Below are 20319 nucleotides of genomic sequence, written 5' to 3'. Positions count from 1 at the left end.
CCCATGACGCTGGATCAGATTGCAGAACACGCCGAAGTCGTCGGTCTCTCAGTGAGGGGTGCCTTCCATCCCCGACCTGAGGACGGCGTCCCGGCGCTCGATACCGGGTCAGTCGAAACGCTGGTACTGCTCGGCTGGACCGGTGGCCGGCAATGGCCGGCCTTCGCGGCTTCACACGAGGCTGCCGATGGCGCACTGCATCCATTGGATCGTTGGTCCGCGCGGGTGATTGACGCGATGGCAAACGAGTTTAGCGCCGTCGCCCTCTATCCCTTCGGCGGCCCGCCTTATTTGCCGTTTCAGCGCTGGGCGCAACGCGGCGATACTGTCTTCGCTTCGCCGCTCGGCATCTATGTGCACCCCGTGCATGGTCTCTGGCACAGCTATCGCGGTGCGCTCGGCTTTGCGCAAAGGCTGGCGCTGCCGCCGCTCGCAAGGGTGGTCCATCCGTGTGAGAGCTGTGCGGCCAAGCCCTGCCTGAACAACTGTCCGGTCGGCGCCTTCACACTGGCGGGCTATGATGTGGAACGCTGTGCCGCCCATGTGCGCTCGCCGCAGGGTACGGCCTGCAGACAAGGCGGCTGCCTCGCGCGCCGGGCCTGCCCGGTGGCACCCGACAAGGCTTATGGCAGCCAGGAAGCAGGATTCTACATGAAAGCCTTCCTGGCCGCGCATTGACGAAAATGGACGGGTCGCAGGACCCGCCCATCTCACTTGTTGTCCGCCGGCGAAAGATCCCGCAGCTTGACGAGATCGTTCATCAGGCCGCCGACCCCGTTATGCACCGTCAGGCGCTCGACCTTGCCGGCAATCGCCTCCAAGGCCTCCAGCTCCTTGAGCCGCAGCATCACCGGGTTCTCGGCCATCACCTTGGCCGTGTTGAGCAGCGAACGGGTGGCGTTCGTCTCCTCGCGGCGGCGGATGACATTGGCCTCGGCCTGCTTTTCAGCCGCCACGACCTGGTTGAGGATCTCGCGCATCTCGCCCGGCAGGATTACATCCTTCAGGGCGATCTCACCGACCTCGATACCGATATCGGCCATGTCGCTGCGCACCTTTTCGGCGGCCTCGGCATCGACGACGGTCTTGCGTTCCAGCAACTGGTCGAGCGTCAGGGCGCCCAGAGCCTTGCGGAAGGCGTATTGCAGGGAGCGGTAGAACGCATCCTCGCAATCCTTGACGGTGGTAACAGCCTTCACCGGATCGACGACGCGGAACTCGGCCGCGATGTTGACGCGGATGGTTACCCGGTCGCGCGTCAGCATCTCCTGGCCGTTGACGTCGAGCGAACGCAGCCGCACGTCGAGTGCCTTGACCTGTACCGGCTTTCCGATGTTCCAGAAGCCATGCACACCCGGCGCCAACGTACGGATGAAAGCACCGTCGACATAGAGCAGGCCGATCTGGCCATCCTGCACGGCGTGCAGGATCACGAGTTCAGCCTTGCGGGCCTGCACCAGCCGAGGGATCAGGCCCGGCTCGACGGCGAGGTCGGCCGGCGGAGCGATGGACGTCGAGGTCCAGGGGCCGGCCGCCTTCCACACGGTGAGCTTGCGATCGGGACCCAGCACCAGATGGACGAGACCATCGCGCTCGACGATGGCAATCATGCCCGGCTCGGTGCGGAACCGCTGCAAATGACGCTCGGCCACGGCCGGAAGCTTGTCGAACAACGCCTTCTCGAGAGGAGAGTTGAACGGCCCTGCTTCAATGTCATGGCGCAGGATTTCGGTATCGTCCTTCCGGCCGGCCAGGACGTGCTCGCCCGGCTCCAGAATGGCACGCACCTCGCCCTTGCGCAGCACGATGGCACGCTCGGTTTCCTTCACGACGACGCGCTGGCGCCGCAAAATCAGGTCGAGAAAAGTCATGTCGTCTCCTTTCGGCAAGCTCAGATCATCTGCCGATCGTTCCTTCCGTTGTTGATGATTGGTCCCGGCAAAGATCCGGGAACCGGTGACGTCTGCCCGTGGCGGGCCGGCGGCAGCGGGGCGCAAGGCCGAGTGGCGGGCGCGGATCCGAAGATACGTCGCCGGCCACGGGACGTCTTGCCCATATCCGCAAGCCAGGCTGCGGGCGAACGGCTTCAGGCTCTCCGTCAGAGGTAACACCCGTGGGCGCAGCTTCTTCCGAAGACCGTCGGCATGCCAGTTCCCGGACCGTCAAGGGCGAAGCGTTTTTCAGGCGCTTTGGAGAAGGATTCGAACCTTCGTGCGTAGAGTATCAGTCTACTGCTCGACCACTGAGCTATCCGAGGTTAGGCTGACAGGAATCGAACCCGCGACCTCCGGCTCCCGCCGGCGCTCTGCCATTGAGCTACAACCCAAACCGATCCCGTCCCGACATCCGTACACAGGACGGCAGAGCCGCCTGCGCGGGCGGAGGTTTCGAACTCCGGCCGCTGATATCGTTCCGGCTGGATGACCGGGGCGCGGCTTATAGCTGCACGCTTGAAGTTACGCAAGGGACCAGTACCGAAATTCGGCCTTATTCTTTTTGGGTTGAGTGCATGCACCCGGATATTTCAAGCAAAGGCGCGACCTGCCTCCCCCAGCCTCGTGGGCGCGCGCGCTATATTTGGTTGCTGTTGCGCAGGATCTGACTTGGGTAGAAGCCACGCATTCTCACTTAGCTGAAAAGTTGGCGAGCATTTCTGAAGACTGCTTTGGAGCGAAAGCTCGTTAACGGCCTCGGTTGCTCAGCGTGATGACGCTAAGGACATCCGATAAACGCAGCGCCTCTCGATGCTGGCGACAGCCGCCGGGACTAGCTCCGTCGGCGCGCCCGGCCCACCGAGCGAACCGAAGCCAACCGGTGGTACGAAGACATCGAACCGGGCCCGGCTATCGTCGCGTGGCACCTGCCGAAATTCGAGACCGAAATCGCCGCGCGCCGAGGTCATCACGGCGCTGGCGGCCAGTTCGGGCGCCGGCCGGCTCGCGGCATATTTCTCGTCGAGGTAAAGGCCGGTGTCGAACAACAGGGCAGGGAAGCCACGCTCGACCAGGAGGAAGCGGCATGGATCCTCGTCGATGTTACGCAAGGTTTCGCCGGCTTCCTGCATCATCGGGCCGAGCGCGGATTTGAACTGGTCCCATTCCTCGCGATTGCGCTGCTTGAACGCGTCGCCTTCGCCGCGCTGCGCCGCACCGAAACCATTGCGGAAACCGTTGAGGAACCCCCTGGCGAAGCTGCGCGCGCCGGCACCCGATTCCCTGGCGATCCAGCGGGCCTGTCTCCATCGGCGCCTGAACAGCTTCATGCGTGCGCTTCCGCCTTCAACGATCGGCCAGCACGCCGCGCAGGATCGTCTCGGTCAGCGTCTTCAGCGTTTCCTGGTAGAAGACTTCATCGGTGAGGTCCTTGCCGGTGAGGACACTGATCTGCGTGGCGAAATCGGCATAATGCTGGGTGGTCGCCCAGATCATGAAGAGGAGGTGATAAGGCTCGATCGGCCGCAGTTTTCCTTCGGCGATCCAGCCTTGGATGATGACGGATTTCTGCCGGACGGTGTTGGTGAGATCGGTTGCCAGGACCTTTTTCAGGTGAGGGGCGCCCTGCATGATCTCCATGGCAAACAGACGGGAGGACTCCGGATAGAGCCGAGAGCATTTGAGCTTGTGCTCGATATAGGATGTCAGTGCCACGACCGGGCCGCGTGCGGCATCGAGTTCCTTCAGAGGCGTGACCCAGACTTCCAGAGTGCGGGTGAGAACGGCCTCGTAAAGGGCGTCCTTGGTTCGGAAATAATAGAGAAGATTGGTCTTCGACATGCCGGCGGCTTCCGCGACCTGATCGATACGGGTACCGCGCAAGCCGTGTTTCGAGAAAGCCGAAAGGGCGCTGTCGAGGATCTTGTCGATATTGGCCAGGCCGAGCTTGGTCTTGCTGCGTTGCCGGCCGGCCTCTCCTCCCTCTGCCATGAGCGCTTCCTGTTTCGTTGTCCCCACCCCTTCATGGCTCAGAAGCTTGGCGGTGTGCAAGCCGATATCAACTCGCAGGGCGTGTCGCCGACATTACGAAACCGATGAGGTTCACGGCTGTCGAAATAATAGGCGTCGCCGGGGCCGAGCACGGCCATATCCTCGCCCACGGTGACTTCGAGCTGGCCGCGGATGACGATGCCGCATTCCTCGCCCTGATGGTGCAGCAGCACTTTGCCGGAATCCGCCCCGGGCTGGTAGAGTTCGGAGATCATCTGCAGGGCGCGTCCGCGCAGGTCCGAACCGACCTGGCGATAGGAGACGCGCCCGCGACCGATCTCCATCAGCTCCTTGTTGCGATAGAACACCTTGCGTCCGGGATTGGCATCGAGGGCGAAAAACTCCGCTAGACCAATCGGCAAGGCATCGAGTACCCGCTTCAAGGCGCCGACCGAAGGGTTCACCGCATTCGATTCCATCAGCGATATGGTGGCATTGGAGATGCCCGCCCGCTTGGCGAGCTGGCGCTGCGACAATCCGCGCGCCTCGCGCACGCGCCGCAGCAATGACCCCAAATCGACGTTCTGCATGGTGCCGTCCTTCGTCCAGGCCTGTTTAGAATGTTAAATATCATGAACGCCGTCGACAATTCCACTTTGCATTCAATGCACCGGAATTTGCAAACCTAACGCTTGTTATTGAACATTCGTTCTAGAACAAAAACTCGGGTATTGAAGTGCGGTCGAAATAGGAATGATGCTGCCACAACAAAGAGTTGGCATAATTTCCAAATTCAAGGCAAAGCTATTGCCAGCTTAACGAGCCGGGCTTCCCGCCAGCCTTCGGGACCTCGGCAGCTTCCGGAGAGATCCCGATGAATGCCCCGATCCGCGCGACCAACAACCTCGAAGCGTTCTGGATGCCGTTTACGGCTAACAGACAGTTCAAGGCCAATCCGCGCATGTTCGTCGCCGCCAAGGACATGCACTACACCACGGCCGATGGCCGCCAGGTGCTCGACGGCACGGCGGGCCTTTGGTGCTGCAATGCCGGCCATGGCCGGCCCAAGATCACAGAGGCGATCCAGAAGCAGGCGGCCGAGCTCGATTATGCGCCGGCCTTTCAGATGGGGCACCCCGCTGCCTTCGAACTGGCTTCGCGTCTGGTGCAGCTGACGCCCCAGGGCATCGATCACGTCTTCTTCGCCAATTCCGGTTCGGAAGCCGTCGATAGCGCGCTCAAGATCGCCCTGGCCTATCACCGCGCCCGCGGCGAGGGGCAGCGCTTCCGCCTGATCGGCCGCGAGCGCGGTTATCACGGCGTCGGCTTCGGCGGCATTTCGGTGGGCGGCATCGTATCCAATCGCAAGATGTTCGGCACGCTGCTCACCGGTGTCGATCATATCCGCCATACCCATGACCTCACCCGCAACGCCTTCTCCCGCGGCCTGCCCGAGCACGGCGCCGAATATGCCGAGGATCTGGAGCGTGTCATCGCCCTGCACGACGCTTCCACCATCGCGGCCGTGATCATCGAGCCGATCGCCGGCTCTACCGGCGTGCTGCTGCCGCCCAAGGGTTATCTCGAGCGCATCCGCGCCATCTGCGACAAGCATGGCATCCTCCTGATCTTCGACGAGGTCATCACCGGTTTCGGCCGCCTCGGCACGCCTTTCGCCGCCGACTATTTCGGCGTGACCCCGGACATGATGACTGTAGCCAAGGGCATCACCTCGGGCGTGATCCCAATGGGCGCGGTGTTCGCCAAGAAGGAGATCTACGATGCCTTCATGACGGGCCCCGAGCACCTCATCGAGCTCTTCCACGGCTATACCTATTCGGCCAATCCGGTGGCCTGTGCCGCAGCGCTCGGCACGCTCGACACCTATACCGAAGAAGGTCTGCTCACCCGTGCTGCCGATCTCGCTTCTTATTGGGAAGACGCGATCCATTCGCTGAAGGGCCTGCCGCATGTCATCGACATCCGCAATCTCGGCCTGATCGGCGCGATCGAACTGGAGCCGATTGCCGGCCAGCCCACCAAGCGCGCCTTCTCGGCCTTCCTGAAGGCCTATGAGAAGGGCTTGTTGATCCGCACCACCGGCGACATCATCGCCCTGTCGCCGCCGCTGATCATTTCCAAGGTGCAGATCGACGAGCTTGTCGCGACGCTCGGCGACGTCTTGAAGACGCTGGATTGACGTTGCCTTCTCCCCTTGCGGGACTCCGCAGCTCCTGCGGAACCGCTCGGGGTCCCGGCAGGGGGATGAGGGGTCTTGCGGCCTCGCCTGACGGGATGACGTCGTCGGAAATTTCAATTGGAGGGGCCTCGTCCACCCCTCATCCGCCCTTTTGGAGCACCTTCTCTCGCAGGGGAGAAGGATGGATCGCTCCTAAGGTGCGCAGCAAGACAAACTCCTTGAGGAAACCCCATGGCCCGTATCGACAATCTGATCGGCGGCAAGCAGACCGCCACCACCAGCGGACGCTTCGCGCCCGTGTTCAACCCCGCCACCGGCGAGCAGAGCGGTGAGCTCGGCTTGTCCTCGACCGCAGATGTCGATGCCGCCGTGCAGGCGGCGAAGAAGGCCTTCCCTGCCTGGTCGACCACGGCGCCGCTCAAGCGGGCCCGCTACATGTTCAAGTTCAAGGAACTGATCGAGGCCAATGCCGACAAGATTGCCCAGGCGATCTCGGCCGAGCATGGCAAGACCCATTCCGATGCCCTCGGCGAGGTGCAACGCGGCCTCGAAGTGGTGGAATTCGCCTGCGGCATTCCGCATCTGCTGGCTGGTGAATTCAGCCGCAACGTCGGCCCGGCCATCGACACCCATAATGACCGCCAGCCCCTCGGCGTCGTCGCCGGCATCACGCCGTTCAACTTTCCCGCCATGGTGCCGCTGTGGATGTATCCGGTGGCGATCGCGGCCGGCAACACCTTCATCCTCAAGCCGTCCGAGCGCGATCCCTCGGCCGCCCTGGCGGTCGCTCAGCTCCTCCTCGATACCGGCCTGCCGGAAGGCGTGCTCAATGTCGTCAACGGCGACAAGGAAGCCGTCGACGCGCTGCTGCATCACCCCGACGTCAAGGCTATCAGCTTCGTCGGTTCGACGCCGATCGCCCAGTACATCTATGCGACGGCTGCTGCCAACGGCAAGCGCTGCCAGGCTCTCGGTGGTGCCAAGAACCACATGGTGGTGATGCCGGATGCCGACATGGACCAAGCCGCCGATGCGCTGGTCTCGGCGGCCTACGGCTCGGCGGGCGAGCGCTGCATGGCGATCTCGGTGGCCGTGCCGATCGGCGATAAGACCGCCGACGTGCTGGTCGAACATCTGCTGCCGCGCATCAACAAGCTCAAGGTCGGCCCTGCCGCCGATCCGCAGGCCGAGATGGGGCCGCTGGTCACCAAGCAGCATCAGGAAAAGGTACTTGGCTATATCGATGCCGGCGTGAAGGAAGGCGCCAAGCTGGTGGTCGACGGTCGCGGGCTCAAGCTGCAGGGCTATGAAAACGGCTATTATGTCGGCGCCACTTTGTTCGATCACGTCATCGAAGAGATGTCGATCTACAAGGAGGAGATCTTCGGGCCGGTGCTTTCCATGGTGCGCGCACGCGACTATGCGCATGCCACCAAGATGATCAATGATCACGAATATGGGAATGGTACCGCCATCTTCACCCGTGACGGCGATGCGGCGCGCGCCTTTGCCGACAGCATCGAGGTCGGCATGGTCGGCGTCAACGTGCCACTGCCGGTACCGGTCGCCTACCACTCGTTCGGCGGCTGGAAGCGCTCGTTGTTCGGCGACCACTCGATCTACGGCATGGAGGGCGTGCGCTTCTATACCCGCCTGAAGACCGTGACCGCCCGCTGGCCTACCGGCATCCGCTCGGGCGTGAACCTCAACTTCCCCTCGACGAACTGAGATCGGGCGTAAACACTCGGCGGAGCCGCATTCCTTCTTGGCTTATGGAGTGCGGCTTCGCCGCAATGACCGCCGGGGACAGCTTCGGCTACAGGGTGGTCGAGGGATTTCAGCTTTTTCGGCAAGAAGGCTGCGGCTTGCCGGCCCGCCTATCCGAGCCGCGCGCCTGCTGGCTCCGAGCAAACCCTGCTGCCGCCCCCCTGCTCAGCGAGGGTCACGACAGGAATTCGCGTAGCGCGGCAATACGTTCATTGGTCAGCACGCCCTTGATGTCATCGGCGGAGCGACCTGGAAAAGCCTCGGCAACAAAGTCCGCGAAAGCGTCGCGATAGGTGAGCCAGGCACGCTGGGTCTCATGAATGCCGCTTTTCTGGACCGTGCCGTAGGAGAAGTTCTTCAGGCGCATGACCTTCTGATAGGTCGTGTTCAGGGTGGCATCGGCCTTGGCCAGTTGCGGTGTGCTGAATTTCTGAACCTTGCCGTTGACGACCTGCCGAAGATCGTCGTGGAAGGCCTTTTTGGCCGCGTCCGTCGCGTCGGTCTGCATGGCCGCGCGAAGTGTGCCGCTGAGATCCACCTCATTCTTCCCGACGGCGTCCGCATAGGCCGCCGATGCAGTCTGAAGCCGGGCCAAGGCTGCCTTCTGCTGATCGTTCCAATCCCTGGAGAGGGTCGTGATGGCCTGATCGCGTTGAGCGTTCTCGATGCGGGAGGCATGGACCTCGCAGGCGCCGCCGAGGAAGCCGCTCGTGGCGTCGTCGCATACGCTGAAATCCGTGCCCGCCCATCCTTCGGTGCGCAGCTTGGCGAGATGCTGGATGCGAAGATCCATTTCGTAATCGGCACCGTTGAGTTGGCAGGCAAGGGCGATTGCCCGATTGAGGTCGCGCGGTGCCCCGACTCCATTGGCATACATCATCATGAGAAGGCTGTTGCCGCCGAAGGGCGTTTCGTTTCCGTCGGGTCCCTTTGCCTCCTGTGCGGCACAGCGCCGAGCCGCGTCGAGGTCTGCCTTCATCCCGATGCCGTAGTAGAGCGCCTCGGAGTCGCAAGGGGCCTTGTCGTCAGGTTGGGCTGGTTCGGAAATGTCCACCGTCTTCGCCGATCGACAGATCTGTTGCGACTTCGAGAATGACGGATCGGCCTTCGCATCCGCCCAGGATCCTGCATGGGCGGAAAGCGCAGCCGCTAGAAGAATGGGAATTGCCAGGGCAAGGGGAGCGAGTTGCGCGCAAAAATTCTTCATCCCTGGTGCCTCTGTATTAAAAGTCGTGACAGATGAGAGGGCCACTATACCAGTATGGTTCCCATCATGCCGCACTTATACCTGGATCTCCGGCAACCTCAATCGGCCAAGGAAGATTTGCAGTGCCTAGTTTGTGGTCCTTTCGGAATGGAAACTTGCCTGATCAGGGCACCGATCCTCCGCGCTCCCATAGGGGCTTGGTTTCGCCATCATCCTCGTGGGAACAGGTGTGTAGGTAGGTGCCCGCGCCGAGCAATTCGGGCTGGTCGGGGACCGGCCCGCCATTGCAACGTTTTCGCGGTGAGAGCCCCGAACCTATCCTTGATGGAACTGCGCCGGGCGCTTCTCCACGAAGGCAGCCATGCCTTCCTTCTGGTCCTGCGTCGAGAACAGAGCCTGGAAAACGCGGCGCTCGAAGGTGAGGCCGCTGGCGAGCGGCAGTTCATAGGCCTGGTTGATCGCTTCCTTCATCACCATGCTTGCCGTCAGCGACATGTTGGCGATGGTTTCAGCCGTCTTCACCGCGTCCTCGACGAGATCCGCGGCCGGAATGATGCGCGAGGCCAGGCCGCAGCGCTCGGCCTCGGCGGCGTCCATCAGCCGGCCGGTGAGGCACAATTCCATCGCCTTGGACTTGCCGATCGAGCGTACCAGCCTCTGGCTGCCGCCCATGCCGGGGATCACGCCGAGCTTGATCTCCGGTTGGCCGAATTTGGCGGTGTCGGCGGCCAGGATGAAATCGCACATGAGCGCGAGTTCGCAGCCTCCGCCCAAAGCATAGCCGGCTACAGCTGCGATCTTCGGCTTGCGAGAAGCCGCGAAATGGTTCCATTCCGAGAACCAGTCGCTGCTGTGCATGTCGACGAAGCTCTGAGCCTGCATCTCCTTGATGTCGGCGCCGGCGGCGAAGGCCTTGGCGGAACCGGTGATCACCAGGCAGCCGATGCCGGGATCGACGTCCGCCGCCTGGGTCACCGCCAGGAGTTCGCCGGCCAGCTTGCGGTTGAGGGCGTTGAGGGCCTCGGGCCGGTTGAGCGTGATCAGCAACACGCGTCCGCGCTTTTCGGTGATGATGGTCTCATAGGTCATGTCTGGTCCTCAAACCTTTGGGCATTTCCGTCCTCAAGGAGAGGGAAATGCGCCCTTCATTTGAAATACTGAGCCGGCTGCCATGTTGATGAAACTCAGCTCCTGCCCCGAAGCAGCCGGATGATGGCGGAAAAATCTTCCGTACCGTGGCCGAGGCCGTCGAACAGGGAATAGAGCTGGGCGGCTTCGGCGCCAAGCGGCGTGTTGGCGCCGACCGAATTGGCGGCCGCCTGGGCGAGCTTGAGATCCTTGAGCATCAGGGCCGCCGCGAAGCCCGGCTTGTAGTCGTTGTTGGCGGGCGAGGTCGGCACCGGCCCCGGCACGGGGCAATAGGTGGTGAGAGACCAGCACTGGCCCGAGGAGGTCGAAGCGACATCGTAGAGCGCCTGCTGCGACAGGCCGAGCTTTTCACCGAGCGCGAAGGCCTCGCAGACCCCAATCATCGAAATGCCGAGGATCATGTTGTTGCAGATCTTGGCCGCCTGGCCGGCGCCGGCGCCGCCGCAATGCACCACGCGCTTGCCCATTATGGTGAGCAGCGGCTCGGCCCGGGCGAAGGCCTCGTCCGGGCCGCCCACCATGAAGGTCAGCGTGCCGGCCTTGGCGCCGCCGACGCCGCCCGAGACGGGAGCATCCACGGCGGCTAGGTTACGTCCGGTCGCGATCTCATGGGCCTTGCGGGCGCTGTCAACGTCGATGGTGGAGCTGTCGATCAGCAGCGCGCCCGCAGGCACGAGGCTGACCAGATCTGACCATACCGTCAGCACATGGGCGCCGGCCGGCAGCATGGTGACCACGGCGTCGGCATCCTTGACCGCTTCGGCGGCGGAGGCGGCGATGGTGACGCCATCAGCACGCGCACTGTCGAGCGAGACCTGGGACAGATCGAAGCCGCGCACCGCGTGCCCGGCCTTGACCAGATTGGCGGCCATCGGTCCGCCCATATTGCCGAGACCAATGAAACCTATCTTGCTGTTGGCCATTGGGAACTCCTCTGCGAGAATACGATCAGGATCGGTGCCTTGCGCATAGGCATGCGCTCAGGGAAACACTCGATTCGCCACCGGTTGGATACAGGCTTCGATATCGTGGTCATCGACCTCTGCGAGGCTTGCGGGTGACCAGTGTGGATTGCGATCCTTGTCGATGATGGCTGCCCGTACGCCCTCGTAGAAATCGTGGCCCTGGGCCACCGCGACCGCGGCAGCAAATTCGCGTTCCAGAGCCTCTTCAAGGCCATCGGCCTCGCGGGCCAGACGGATCAGGCAGAAGGTGAGCTTGAGGCTGGTCGGCGATTTGGAGGCGATGAGGTCGCGCGTCTTCAGGGAGAAGGGCGTACCATCCGCTTCGAGAGCTTGCAGGATGGCCTCGACGGAGGAGCCGGCAAAGCAGCGATCGATCAGCGTGCGATGCTCGGAAAGGCGAGCGAGTTCAGGCTGCACGGCATGCTTTGCAAGCATGGCGCGGATTGCCTCATTGTCGGTTCCAGGCATCAACTGAGCCAGCTTGTCGATCAACGCGGGAATGCTGCCCTGAGGGATCTGGAGGTCGGCCAGGCCGGCATAAACAGCATCGGCAGGCCCGATCGTCTCGCCGGTGAGGGCGAGATAGGTACCGATCTCGCCCGGCGCATGGGCGAGCAGCCAGGTGCCGCCGACATCCGGCACGAAGCCGATGCCGACTTCAGGCATGGCGATGCGGCTGCGCTCGGTGACGATGCGGTGGGCGCCGTGAGCCGACAGGCCGATGCCGCCGCCCATGGTGATGCCGTCCATCACGGCCAGATAGGGCTTGGGAAAGCGGGCGATGCGGGCATTGACGCGATATTCGTCACGCCAGAATTTCGCGCCCGTACCATCGGGCGTGCGTTCGCCTTCGTAAAGGGCCCGGATGTCGCCCCCGGCGCACAGGCCACGCTCGCCTTCGCCCGTCAGCAGTATGGCGGCGATGGCGGCATCTTTCTCGAACGCGTCGAGGGCCGGCGCGATCAGATGTACCATGTCGCGCGTGAGGCTGTTCATCGCCTTGGGGCGATTGAGCCGAATGCGGCCAAGCGAGCCTGTGCGTTCGACGATCACGTCCGGAAGCGTCTCTTCTGCTGCCATTAGCGGTTCCCCAGCAGGGCACGGGCAATGATCACGCGCATGATTTCGTTGGTTCCTTCCAGAATCTGGTGCACCCTGAGATCCCTGACGATCTTCTCGACGCCATATTCGCTCAGATAGCCATAGCCACCGTGAAGCTGCAGCGCCTGATTGGCAACCTCGAAACCGGCATCGGTGACGAAGCGCTTGGCCATGGCGCAAAAGCGCGTCGCCTCGGGGCTCTTGGCATCGAGCGCGCAGGCGGCCCGCCACAGGAAGGTGCGCGCCACTTCCAGTTCCGTCGCCATGTCGGCAAGGCGGAATTGCAGGGCCTGGAAATCCGAGATCTTCCTTCCGAAGGCTTTGCGCTCGCCCATATAGGCGATCGCCTTGTCGAGAGCCGCCTGGGCGCCGCCGAGCGAGCAGGCGGCAATGTTGAGGCGCCCGCCGTCGAGCGCCGCCATGGCGATACGAAAGCCCTGGCCCTCTTCGGCAATGCGGTTGGCGGCGGGAACTCGGACATTCTCAAACATCACGGCGCGGGTCGGCTGGGCATGCCAGCCCATCTTCTTCTCGCTGGCGCCAAAGGAAAGACCAGGCGTGTCCTTCGGCACGATGAAGGTGGAGATGCCCTTGGGGCCATCGCCGCCGGTGCGGGCCATCACGATGTAGAGATCGCTGGCACCGGCACCCGAGATGAACTGCTTCTGGCCGTTGAGGACGTAATTATCACCCTCGTGCGTCGCCCGGGTAGCCAGGTTGCCGGCATCCGAGCCATAGCCGGGCTCGGTCAGGCAATAGCTGGCAATCGTCTCCATTCTGGTCATCGCCGGCAGCCATTGCTGGCGCTGTTCGGGCGAACCATAGCTATCGACGATCCAGGCGCACATATTGTGGATCGACAGGAAGGCGGCGACGGCCGGGCAGCCCGAGGACAGGGCTTCGAAGATCAACGCCGCATCGAGCCGGGTGAGGCCGGAGCCGCCGACATCCTCGCGCACATAGATCGCGGCCATGCCGAGCCCGGCGGCCGCCTTGAGCGTGTCGATGGGAAAATGCTTGTTCTGATCCCATTCGAGGGCGTGCGGGGCGATCGCCTCCGCCGCGAAGCCGGCCGCCATCTCCCGAATGGCCACCTGTTCGTCGCTGAGTTCGAAATCCATGGTGGTTGCCTCGTTTCCTACCCTCCCCTGGAGGGGGAGGGGCGGCCCAAAGGGCCGGGGTCGGGTGACTGGCGCAGCGTTCTGCCAGATTGGGCGGCGCTAGACTGGGATCGGTCGTGCAGACACCCCACCCCGACGCTGCGCGTCGACCCTCCCCCTCCAGGGGAGGGTAAAGATTGCCTCACCGCATCGTCGGGATCGAGAAATCCGCGCCGCTCTTGATGCCGCTCGGCCAGCGCGAGGTCACCGTCTTGGTCTTGGTATAGAAGCGGATCGAATCCGGCCCGTGCTGGTTAAGGTCGCCGAAGCCCGAGCGCTTCCAGCCGCCGAAGGTGTGATACGCGATCGGCACCGGGATCGGCACGTTGATGCCGACCATGCCGACATTGACCCTGGCGGCGAAGTCTCGGGCAGCATCGCCGTCGCGCGTGAAGATCGCCACGCCGTTGCCGTAGGAATGCTTGGTCGGCAGAGCCAGCGCTTCCTCGTAATCGTGTGCACGCACCACGGAGAGCACCGGGCCGAAGATTTCCTCCTTGTAGATGGTCATCTCCGGCTTGACCTCGTCGAACAGGCAGCCACCCATGAAGAAGCCGTTCTCATAGCCCTGGAGACGGAAATTGCGGCCGTCGACGGCTAGTTTCGCGCCCTCGTTGATGCCGATCTCGACATAGTGTTTGACGCGCTCCACCGCCTCGCGGGTGACGAGAGGGCCGTAATCGGCGGAGCCGTCACTGGAGGGACCGATCTTCAGCGATTCCACCCGCGGGATCAGCTTTTCCATCAAGGCATCAGCCGTCGGCTTGGTGACGGGAACGGCGACCGAGATCGCCATGCAGCGTTCGCCCGCCGAACCGTAGCCGGCGCCGATCAAGGCATCGACCACCTGGTCCATGTCGGCATCCGGCATGATGATGGCGTGGTTCTTGGCGCCGCCGAAGCACTGGGCTCTCTTGCCGGTCTGGGCGGCGCGGACATAGATATATTCGGCGATCGGGGTCGAGCCGACGAAACCCACGGCCCGGATGTCTTCGTCGTCGAGAATGGCGTCGACCGCTTCCTTGTCGCCGTTGACCACATTGAACACGCCCGCCGGCAGGCCTGCTTCAAGGAACAGTTCGGCGATGCGGATCGGCACGGAGGGATCACGTTCGGAGGGCTTGAGGATGAAGGCATTGCCGCAGGCCAGCGCCGGGGCGCATTTCCACAAGGGGATCATGGCGGGGAAGTTGAAAGGCGTGATGCCGGCGACGACACCCAGCGGCTGACGCAGGGAATAGACGTCGATGCCGGTACCGGCGCTCTCGGTATATTCACCCTTGAGCAGATGCGGGATGCCGATGGCGAACTCCACCACTTCGAGGCCGCGCTGGATGTCACCCTTGGCATCCGGCACGGTCTTGCCATGCTCGCTCGCCAGGAGTTCGGCCAGACTGTCATGCTCGTCCCGCATCAATTCGAGGAAGCGCATCATCACACGGGCGCGCCGCTGCGGATTCCAGCCCGCCCAGACCACCTGTGCCTCGCGGGCATTTTCGACCGCGGCCCGCAACTCGGCCTTGCTGGCGAGCGCCACCTTGGCCTGCACTTCGCCGGTGGTGGGATTGAACACGTCGGCATAGCGGCCGCTGGTGCCCTCGACGCGCTTGCCGGCAATGAAATGTCCGATCTGTCGCATGGCTTGGTCCTTCATCGTGTTGTGAATTTCATTTTCCGGGTGCGCGGACGTCTCGTCCGCTCTTGGAAACACAGTGTCTGCCGAGAGCAAGAAGCGGACGAGACGTCCGCGCACCCGGAACGCCGCTGCCGCAACCCTATGCGCGCTTCCTCTCCGATGCCATCTCCGGGAAATCGGTCTCGGCGAATTCAACGCCCCGGAATGCGCTTTGCGTATCGCCCTCCACCTCCAGCCGACGCAGCTGGACGCGGCGGATCTTGCCGGAGATCGTCTTGGGCAATTCAGTGACGAATTCGATGCGGCGGATGCGCTTGAAGGGGGCGAGCCGTTCGCTGGTGTAGCGGAAGATCGACAGCGCCGTCTCGCGCGACGGCTTGGCCGCGCCGACCAGCAGCACATAGGCCTTGGGGATCGACAGGCGGATGGGATCGGGCACCGGCACTATGGCGGCCTCGGCCACCGTCTCGTGTTCGATCAGCACGCTTTCGAGCTCGAAGGGACTGATGCGGTAGTCGGAGGACTTGAAGACGTCGTCGGCGCGGCCGACGAAAGTGAGGTAGCCGTCCTCGTCGATGAAGGCGACGTCGCCGGTGTGATAGACCTCGTCCTCCAAACCTCCGAGCTTGCCGTCGATCCCCTGATAGCCCTGCATCAGACCGGCCGAACGTGTGTCGCCGAGCGGCAGGCAGACCTCGCCTTCCATGGCAGGCTTGCCATCGGCGTCGAGGACGCGGATGTCGTAGCCGGGGAGGGGGCGGCCCATTGCACCGACCTTGATCGTCTGTCCCGGCGAATTGGCGATCTGGGCCGTGGTTTCGGTCTGGCCGTAGCCGTCGCGGATGGTCAGCCCCCAGGCGTTGCGGACCCGTTCGATCACTTCCGGATTGAGCGGCTCGCCGGCCCCGCACACTTCGCGCAGCGAAACCTTGGTGGCGGCAAGATCCTCCTGGATCAGCAGGCGCCAGACGGTCGGCGGGGCACAGAGCGTGGTGACCTCGCAGCGTTCGAGTTCGCGCAGCAGGACTTTGGCGCTGAATTGCGGCTGGTTGATCACCAGCACCGTGGCACCGGCATTCCAGGGCGCGAAGAACGAACTCCAGGCATGCTTGGCCCAGCCGGGCGAGGAGACGTTGAGATGGACGTCTCCCGGCTGCAGGCCGAGCCAGTACATGGTCGAGAGCGCGCCGACGGGATAGCTGCGCTGGGAATGGCGCACCAGCTTGGGCTTGGCCGTGGTGCCGGAGGTGAAATAGAGCAGCAGCGGATCGTGCGGATGGGTCGGGCTATCCGGTGTGAAGGTGGTGGGCTGGTTGAAAGCTTCGACATAGGTGATCCAGCCGGCTCCTCCGCCGGGGCCGACGGCGATGCGCTTGACTTCCGGTGGCGCCACATCTTCGCATTTGGCGAGCTGGTCGCGCTCGGCGATGATGGCGCGGGCCCTGCCGCGGTCGAAACGGTCGGCGAGCTCGTCCGGGGTGAGCAGCGTCGTAGCCGGAATGAGGATCAGCCCGAGCTTGATCGCCGCCAGCGTCGTTTCCCAGATAGCCGGCACATTGCCGAGCAGCACCAGCACGTGGTCGCCGCGTCTCAGGCCCTGAGCGCGCAGGAAATTCGCCACCTGGTTGGAGCGCCGGCTGAGCTCGGAAAAGCTGAAACGGGTATCGGTTCCGGTGGCTGTATCGACGATCCACAGGGCCGTGCGGTCCCGGCTTTCGGCAGCGGTGGCGAGCTCGGCGTCGAACCAATCGAGCGCCCAGTTGAAATGGGAGTCATCCGGCCAGCGGAAGCCGGCGCGAGCCGTCTGGTAATCGCTACGATGCTTGAGCAGAAAGTCACGAGCCTGCCGAAAGTCTGGCATGAAAGTTTCCTCGCTGTTGCCGTCGGGAGACGGGTCTTCAGACCCGCCAGTGCTTCTATGAAGGCGGGTCTGAAGACCCGCCCCCACTTACGCCAACCGTTCCACCGCCATGGCAGTCGCTTCGCCGCCGCCGATGCAAAGACTTGCGACGCCGCGCCTCAGTCCATGGCTTTCGAGGGCGGCCAGCAGCGTTACCAGCACGCGGGCGCCAGAGGCGCCGATCGGATGGCCAAGGGCGCAGGCGCCGCCATGCACATTGACCTTGTCGCCGGGCAGGTCGAGGTCTCGCATCGCCGCCATCGTCACCACGGCGAAGGCCTCGTTGATTTCGAACAGGTCTACCTCGCCGGCCGTCCAGCCGGTGCGCTCGAACAATTTGCGCATGGCGCCGATCGGAGCGGTAGCGAAGCGGTTCGGCTCCTGGGCGTGGCAGGCATGGCCGACGATCGCGGCGAGCGGGGCCAAACCACGCTTTTCCGCCTGGGAGCGGCGCATCAGTACCAAAGCAGCGGCGCCGTCGGAGATCGAACTCGAATTGGCTGCCGTCACCGTGCCGCCCTCGCGGAAGGCGGGCTTCAGCGTCGGAATCTTGTCCGGGCGGGCCTTGCCCGGCTGCTCGTCGACGCCGACGACCTGCTCCGTCTTACCGGAACCGACGGTAACGGCCACGATCTCGCTGTCGAAACGTCCGTCTCGGATGGCGGCCTGGGCTCGGCTCAGGGAGCGCAAGGCAAATTCGTCCTGCGCCTCGCGGGTGAACTGATAGGCCTCAGCACAATCCTCGGCGAAGGTGCCCATCAGTCGCCCCTTGTCATAGGCGTCCTCCAGCCCGTCCAGGAACATGTGGTCCTTCACGCTGCCATGGCCCATGCGGTAGCCGCTGCGCGCCCGGTCGAGCAGGTAGGGCGCGTTGGTCATGCTCTCCATGCCGCCGGCCACCACCACGCCGGCCGTGCCGGCGGCGATGAGGTCATGGCCGAGCATGGCGGCCTGCATGCCCGAGCCGCACATCTTGTTGACGGTGGTGGCGGGAGTCGAAATCGCCAGGCCCGCGCCCAGGGCAGCCTGGCGAGCCGGGGCCTGGCCCTGGCCGGCGCTGAGCACGCAGCCGAACACGGTCTCCTCGATGGCTTCGGCGGGCAACCCGGCCCGAGACACCGCGGCCGAGATGGCGGCTGCGCCGAGGCGTGCCGCCGGCAGGCTGGAGAAGGCCCCCTGGAAACCACCGAGCGGGGTCCGCGCGGAACCGACGATCACGACAGGGTCATTCATCTTGAGGTCCCTTTTTGCGAAGGAGGATTTTACGCCGATTTCGGCGACATGTGTGGTCGATCAGCGCGGCGCCATGCGCAGGGCGCCGTCGAGCCGGATGATTTCACCATTGAGCATGCGGTTTTCGACGATGTGGCAGACCAAGGCGGCGAACTCTTGCGGATGGCCGAGGCGGGGCGGGAAGGGGACGGTCGCACCCAGCGAGGTCCTGACCTCTTCCGGCATGGCCTGCATCATCGGGGTCTCGAACACGCCGGGCGCCACGGCGACGACGCGGATGCCGAAGCGAGCGAGCTCGCGGGCTGCCGGCAGAGTGAGGCTGACGACGCCGCCCTTGGAAGCGGCATAGGCGGCCTGGCCGATCTGGCCGTCATAGGCCGCGATCGAAGCTGTGTTGACGATGACGCCGCGCTCGCCGTCTTCGCCGGGCGCATTGGTGGAGATTGCCCGGGCGGCGAGGCGCGTCATGTTGAAGGTGCCGACGAGATTGATCTGGATGGTGCGGGCGAAGCGGTCGAGATCATGCGGGCCGTCACGTCCGACGATGCGCTCGCTGGGGGCGACGCCGGCGCAGTTGACCAGGCCGTCGAGCCGGCCGAAGGCGTCGAGGGCGGCCTCGACGGCGGCCTGCCCATCCCCGGCATTGGCGACGTCGGTGCGCTGGAAGCGGGCCGCAGGACCCAGCGCCGCCGCGGCTTTCTCGCCGGCTTCGGCATTGAGATCGCAGAGCAGGACACGCCCGCCGCGGCTCACGAACTCCGCTGCTACCGCATGGCCGAGCCCGGACGCTCCACCAGTCACCAGGAAGACGCGATCTTGGATTTGCATGGCGCGGAACTCTCCCCGTGTCGGCCCTTTGAGGGCCGTTGTCGTTGGCACCGATATTACGCGCGTCGGCGGTGGCATTCGATGACCCTTCGTGCTTAAAATTGTGATCGGTTTTGCCATATCGTAAGGGGCGCGGATGGCCTGGAGAGCGCAGAGATTCACGCCATGATCGGCGTCGGCTTTATCGAGGATACGCTCGAGCCCCTGAGGCGCGGCGGCTTTGACCTCGCGACGGCGCTGGAGGCGGGTGGATTCAGCGAGAGCGATCTCGATCTGCCGGGCTTTCGCCTGTCGGCTGAGCAATATGGCCGGCTGTGGCTCAGCATCGCGCAGATCATGAGCTGCGAATATTTCGGCTTCGGTGCCCGTCCGATGGCGCCGGGCAGTTTCGCCATGCTCTGCCACGCCGTGATCTCCAGCCAGACGCTGGAGCATGCCGTCAGGCGGAGCTTGCGCTTTCTCAACCTGGTGCTGGGAGAGCCCAAGGGCGAACTGGTGATCGAAGAAACGAGCGCCAGCGTGATCCTGCGCGAGACCGCTCCTCCGCGGCCGGCCTTTGCCTATCGCACCTATTTCCTGCTGCTGCACGGCGTCGTGTGCTGGCTGGTCAAGCGCCAGCTCGAGATCCGCGAGCTGCATTATCGCGGACCCCTCCCGAGCGGCCGGGAAGACCATCGCGACTTCTTCGGCACCAAGGTCGACTTCGATCGGCCACAGACCATGCTGACCTTCGACCGTGTGCTGCTGTCCTTGAAGGTACGCCAGACCGAGAAGACGCTGCAGGGCTTCATAACCGGCGCTCCGGCCAACATATTGGGGCGCTATCGCTATGACCGTGGCGCTGCCTCCGCCACGCGACGTCTCCTGCGCGAGCTCCCTCCTACCGAATGGCCTTCCTTCGCCGAGATGGCCGCGAGGTTGGACCTGTCCGAACCGACATTGCGGCGCCATCTGGCTGGAGACGGCGAGAGTTTCTCCGAAATCAAGGAGGAGATTCGCCGCAAGCTGGCCCTGGACTGGCTGCTCCGCACGGCCAAGCCGGTTGGACAGGTCGCTGCCGATCTCGGTTATACCGAGCCGAGCGCCTTCCACCGCGCTTTCCACAAATGGGCCGGCTGCAGCCCCGGGGAATTCCGGCACTCGCGTGGGAAATGACGGATGGGCCGGCCGGTTCCGTCATAACTCCTTGGGGTTATTGTTCGATCGCCGGCATCGGCACAAGCTTCCCGATGACAACGATAGGACGAGCG

17 protein-coding genes and 2 tRNA genes are annotated in these 20319 nt (G+C 63.8%); 4 read left to right on the top strand and 15 right to left on the bottom strand.

Translation table 11 applies throughout. From position 1 onward, the window contains the following. Positions 1-3 precede the first annotated feature (3 nt). Positions 4-678 (top strand): hypothetical protein, encoded by a 675-nt coding sequence (locus ACR9ZN_RS15485; protein WP_454814856.1) that lies wholly within the window; start codon positions 4-6, stop codon positions 676-678. A gap of 32 nt (positions 679-710) precedes the next feature. On the opposite strand, the gene ACR9ZN_RS15480 is transcribed toward ACR9ZN_RS15485, so the two are convergent. From ACR9ZN_RS15480 to ACR9ZN_RS15455, 6 genes are all read right to left on the bottom strand, one after another. Continuing rightward, positions 711-1871, bottom strand: a complete 1161-nt coding sequence (locus ACR9ZN_RS15480) for a slipin family protein (protein ID WP_481272610.1) — start codon at positions 1869-1871, stop codon at positions 711-713. A 319-nt stretch (positions 1872-2190) separates the two neighbouring features. Beyond that, positions 2191-2253, bottom strand: a tRNA-Ile gene (locus tag ACR9ZN_RS15475). Positions 2254-2257: 4 nt separating this feature from the next. After that, positions 2258-2326: transfer RNA gene (locus tag ACR9ZN_RS15470), tRNA-OTHER, on the bottom strand. A gap of 372 nt (positions 2327-2698) precedes the next feature. Continuing rightward, on the bottom strand, positions 2699-3262 hold the full coding sequence (locus ACR9ZN_RS15465) for a hypothetical protein (protein WP_481272609.1): 564 nt from the start codon (positions 3260-3262) through the stop codon (positions 2699-2701). A 16-nt stretch (positions 3263-3278) separates the two neighbouring features. Beyond that, positions 3279-3923, bottom strand: a complete 645-nt coding sequence (gene rutR / locus ACR9ZN_RS15460) for an HTH-type transcriptional regulator RutR (protein WP_454814850.1) — start codon at positions 3921-3923, stop codon at positions 3279-3281. A gap of 38 nt (positions 3924-3961) precedes the next feature. Then, on the bottom strand, positions 3962-4513 hold the full coding sequence (locus ACR9ZN_RS15455; RefSeq protein WP_481272608.1) for a cupin domain-containing protein: 552 nt from the start codon (positions 4511-4513) through the stop codon (positions 3962-3964). Between the two features lie 284 nt (positions 4514-4797). Here ACR9ZN_RS15455 and aptA point away from each other — a divergent pair, with 284 nt between their 5' ends. Further along, entirely contained in the window at positions 4798-6123 is a 1326-nt protein-coding gene (gene aptA / locus ACR9ZN_RS15450) for an omega-aminotransferase AptA (RefSeq protein ID WP_441772013.1), read from the top strand. Positions 6124-6354: 231 nt separating this feature from the next. Beyond that, positions 6355-7851, top strand: a complete 1497-nt coding sequence (locus ACR9ZN_RS15445; RefSeq protein WP_481272607.1) for a CoA-acylating methylmalonate-semialdehyde dehydrogenase — start codon at positions 6355-6357, stop codon at positions 7849-7851. Positions 7852-8065: 214 nt separating this feature from the next. Here ACR9ZN_RS15445 and ACR9ZN_RS15440 read toward each other — a convergent pair whose 3' ends face one another. The 9 genes from ACR9ZN_RS15440 to ACR9ZN_RS15400 form a co-directional block, all read right to left on the bottom strand. After that, entirely contained in the window at positions 8066-9172 is a 1107-nt protein-coding gene (locus ACR9ZN_RS15440) for a lysozyme inhibitor LprI family protein (RefSeq protein WP_481272606.1), read from the bottom strand. A 240-nt stretch (positions 9173-9412) separates the two neighbouring features. Then, positions 9413-10186, bottom strand: coding sequence for an enoyl-CoA hydratase (locus ACR9ZN_RS15435; protein WP_481272605.1), 774 nt, complete (start codon positions 10184-10186; stop codon positions 9413-9415). A 95-nt stretch (positions 10187-10281) separates the two neighbouring features. Next, complete coding sequence (mmsB, locus tag ACR9ZN_RS15430) at positions 10282-11169, bottom strand: 3-hydroxyisobutyrate dehydrogenase (RefSeq protein ID WP_481272603.1); 888 nt, start codon at positions 11167-11169, stop codon at positions 10282-10284. Positions 11170-11226: 57 nt separating this feature from the next. Beyond that, positions 11227-12291 (bottom strand): enoyl-CoA hydratase/isomerase family protein, encoded by a 1065-nt coding sequence (locus ACR9ZN_RS15425; RefSeq protein WP_481272602.1) that lies wholly within the window; start codon positions 12289-12291, stop codon positions 11227-11229. After that, positions 12291-13433 (bottom strand): isobutyryl-CoA dehydrogenase, encoded by a 1143-nt coding sequence (locus ACR9ZN_RS15420; RefSeq protein WP_454814839.1) that lies wholly within the window; start codon positions 13431-13433, stop codon positions 12291-12293. The genes ACR9ZN_RS15425 and ACR9ZN_RS15420 overlap by 1 nt, the downstream gene beginning before the upstream one ends. Positions 13434-13614: 181 nt before the next feature. Next, entirely contained in the window at positions 13615-15111 is a 1497-nt protein-coding gene (locus tag ACR9ZN_RS15415; protein ID WP_434957270.1) for a CoA-acylating methylmalonate-semialdehyde dehydrogenase, read from the bottom strand. Positions 15112-15247: 136 nt separating this feature from the next. After that, complete coding sequence (locus ACR9ZN_RS15410) at positions 15248-16969, bottom strand: AMP-binding protein (RefSeq protein WP_481272600.1); 1722 nt, start codon at positions 16967-16969, stop codon at positions 15248-15250. 87 nt (positions 16970-17056) lie between these two features. Continuing rightward, positions 17057-18241 carry an acetyl-CoA C-acyltransferase gene (locus ACR9ZN_RS15405; protein ID WP_454814835.1) on the bottom strand — a complete coding sequence of 395 codons (1185 nt, stop codon included), beginning with the start codon at positions 18239-18241 and terminating at the stop codon, positions 17057-17059. Positions 18242-18301: 60 nt separating this feature from the next. After that, on the bottom strand, positions 18302-19069 hold the full coding sequence (locus ACR9ZN_RS15400) for a 3-hydroxyacyl-CoA dehydrogenase (RefSeq protein WP_454814833.1): 768 nt from the start codon (positions 19067-19069) through the stop codon (positions 18302-18304). A 165-nt stretch (positions 19070-19234) separates the two neighbouring features. Here ACR9ZN_RS15400 and ACR9ZN_RS15395 point away from each other — a divergent pair, with 165 nt between their 5' ends. Further along, complete coding sequence (locus ACR9ZN_RS15395) at positions 19235-20224, top strand: AraC family transcriptional regulator (protein ID WP_481272599.1); 990 nt, start codon at positions 19235-19237, stop codon at positions 20222-20224. The last annotated feature ends 95 nt before the right edge of the window (positions 20225-20319 follow it).

The organism is Labrys sp. HAY1-8F (genome assembly GCF_056754975.1).
The sequence above is the reverse complement of the archived record's forward strand: the minus strand, read 5'-3'. Positions and strand labels throughout refer to the sequence as shown.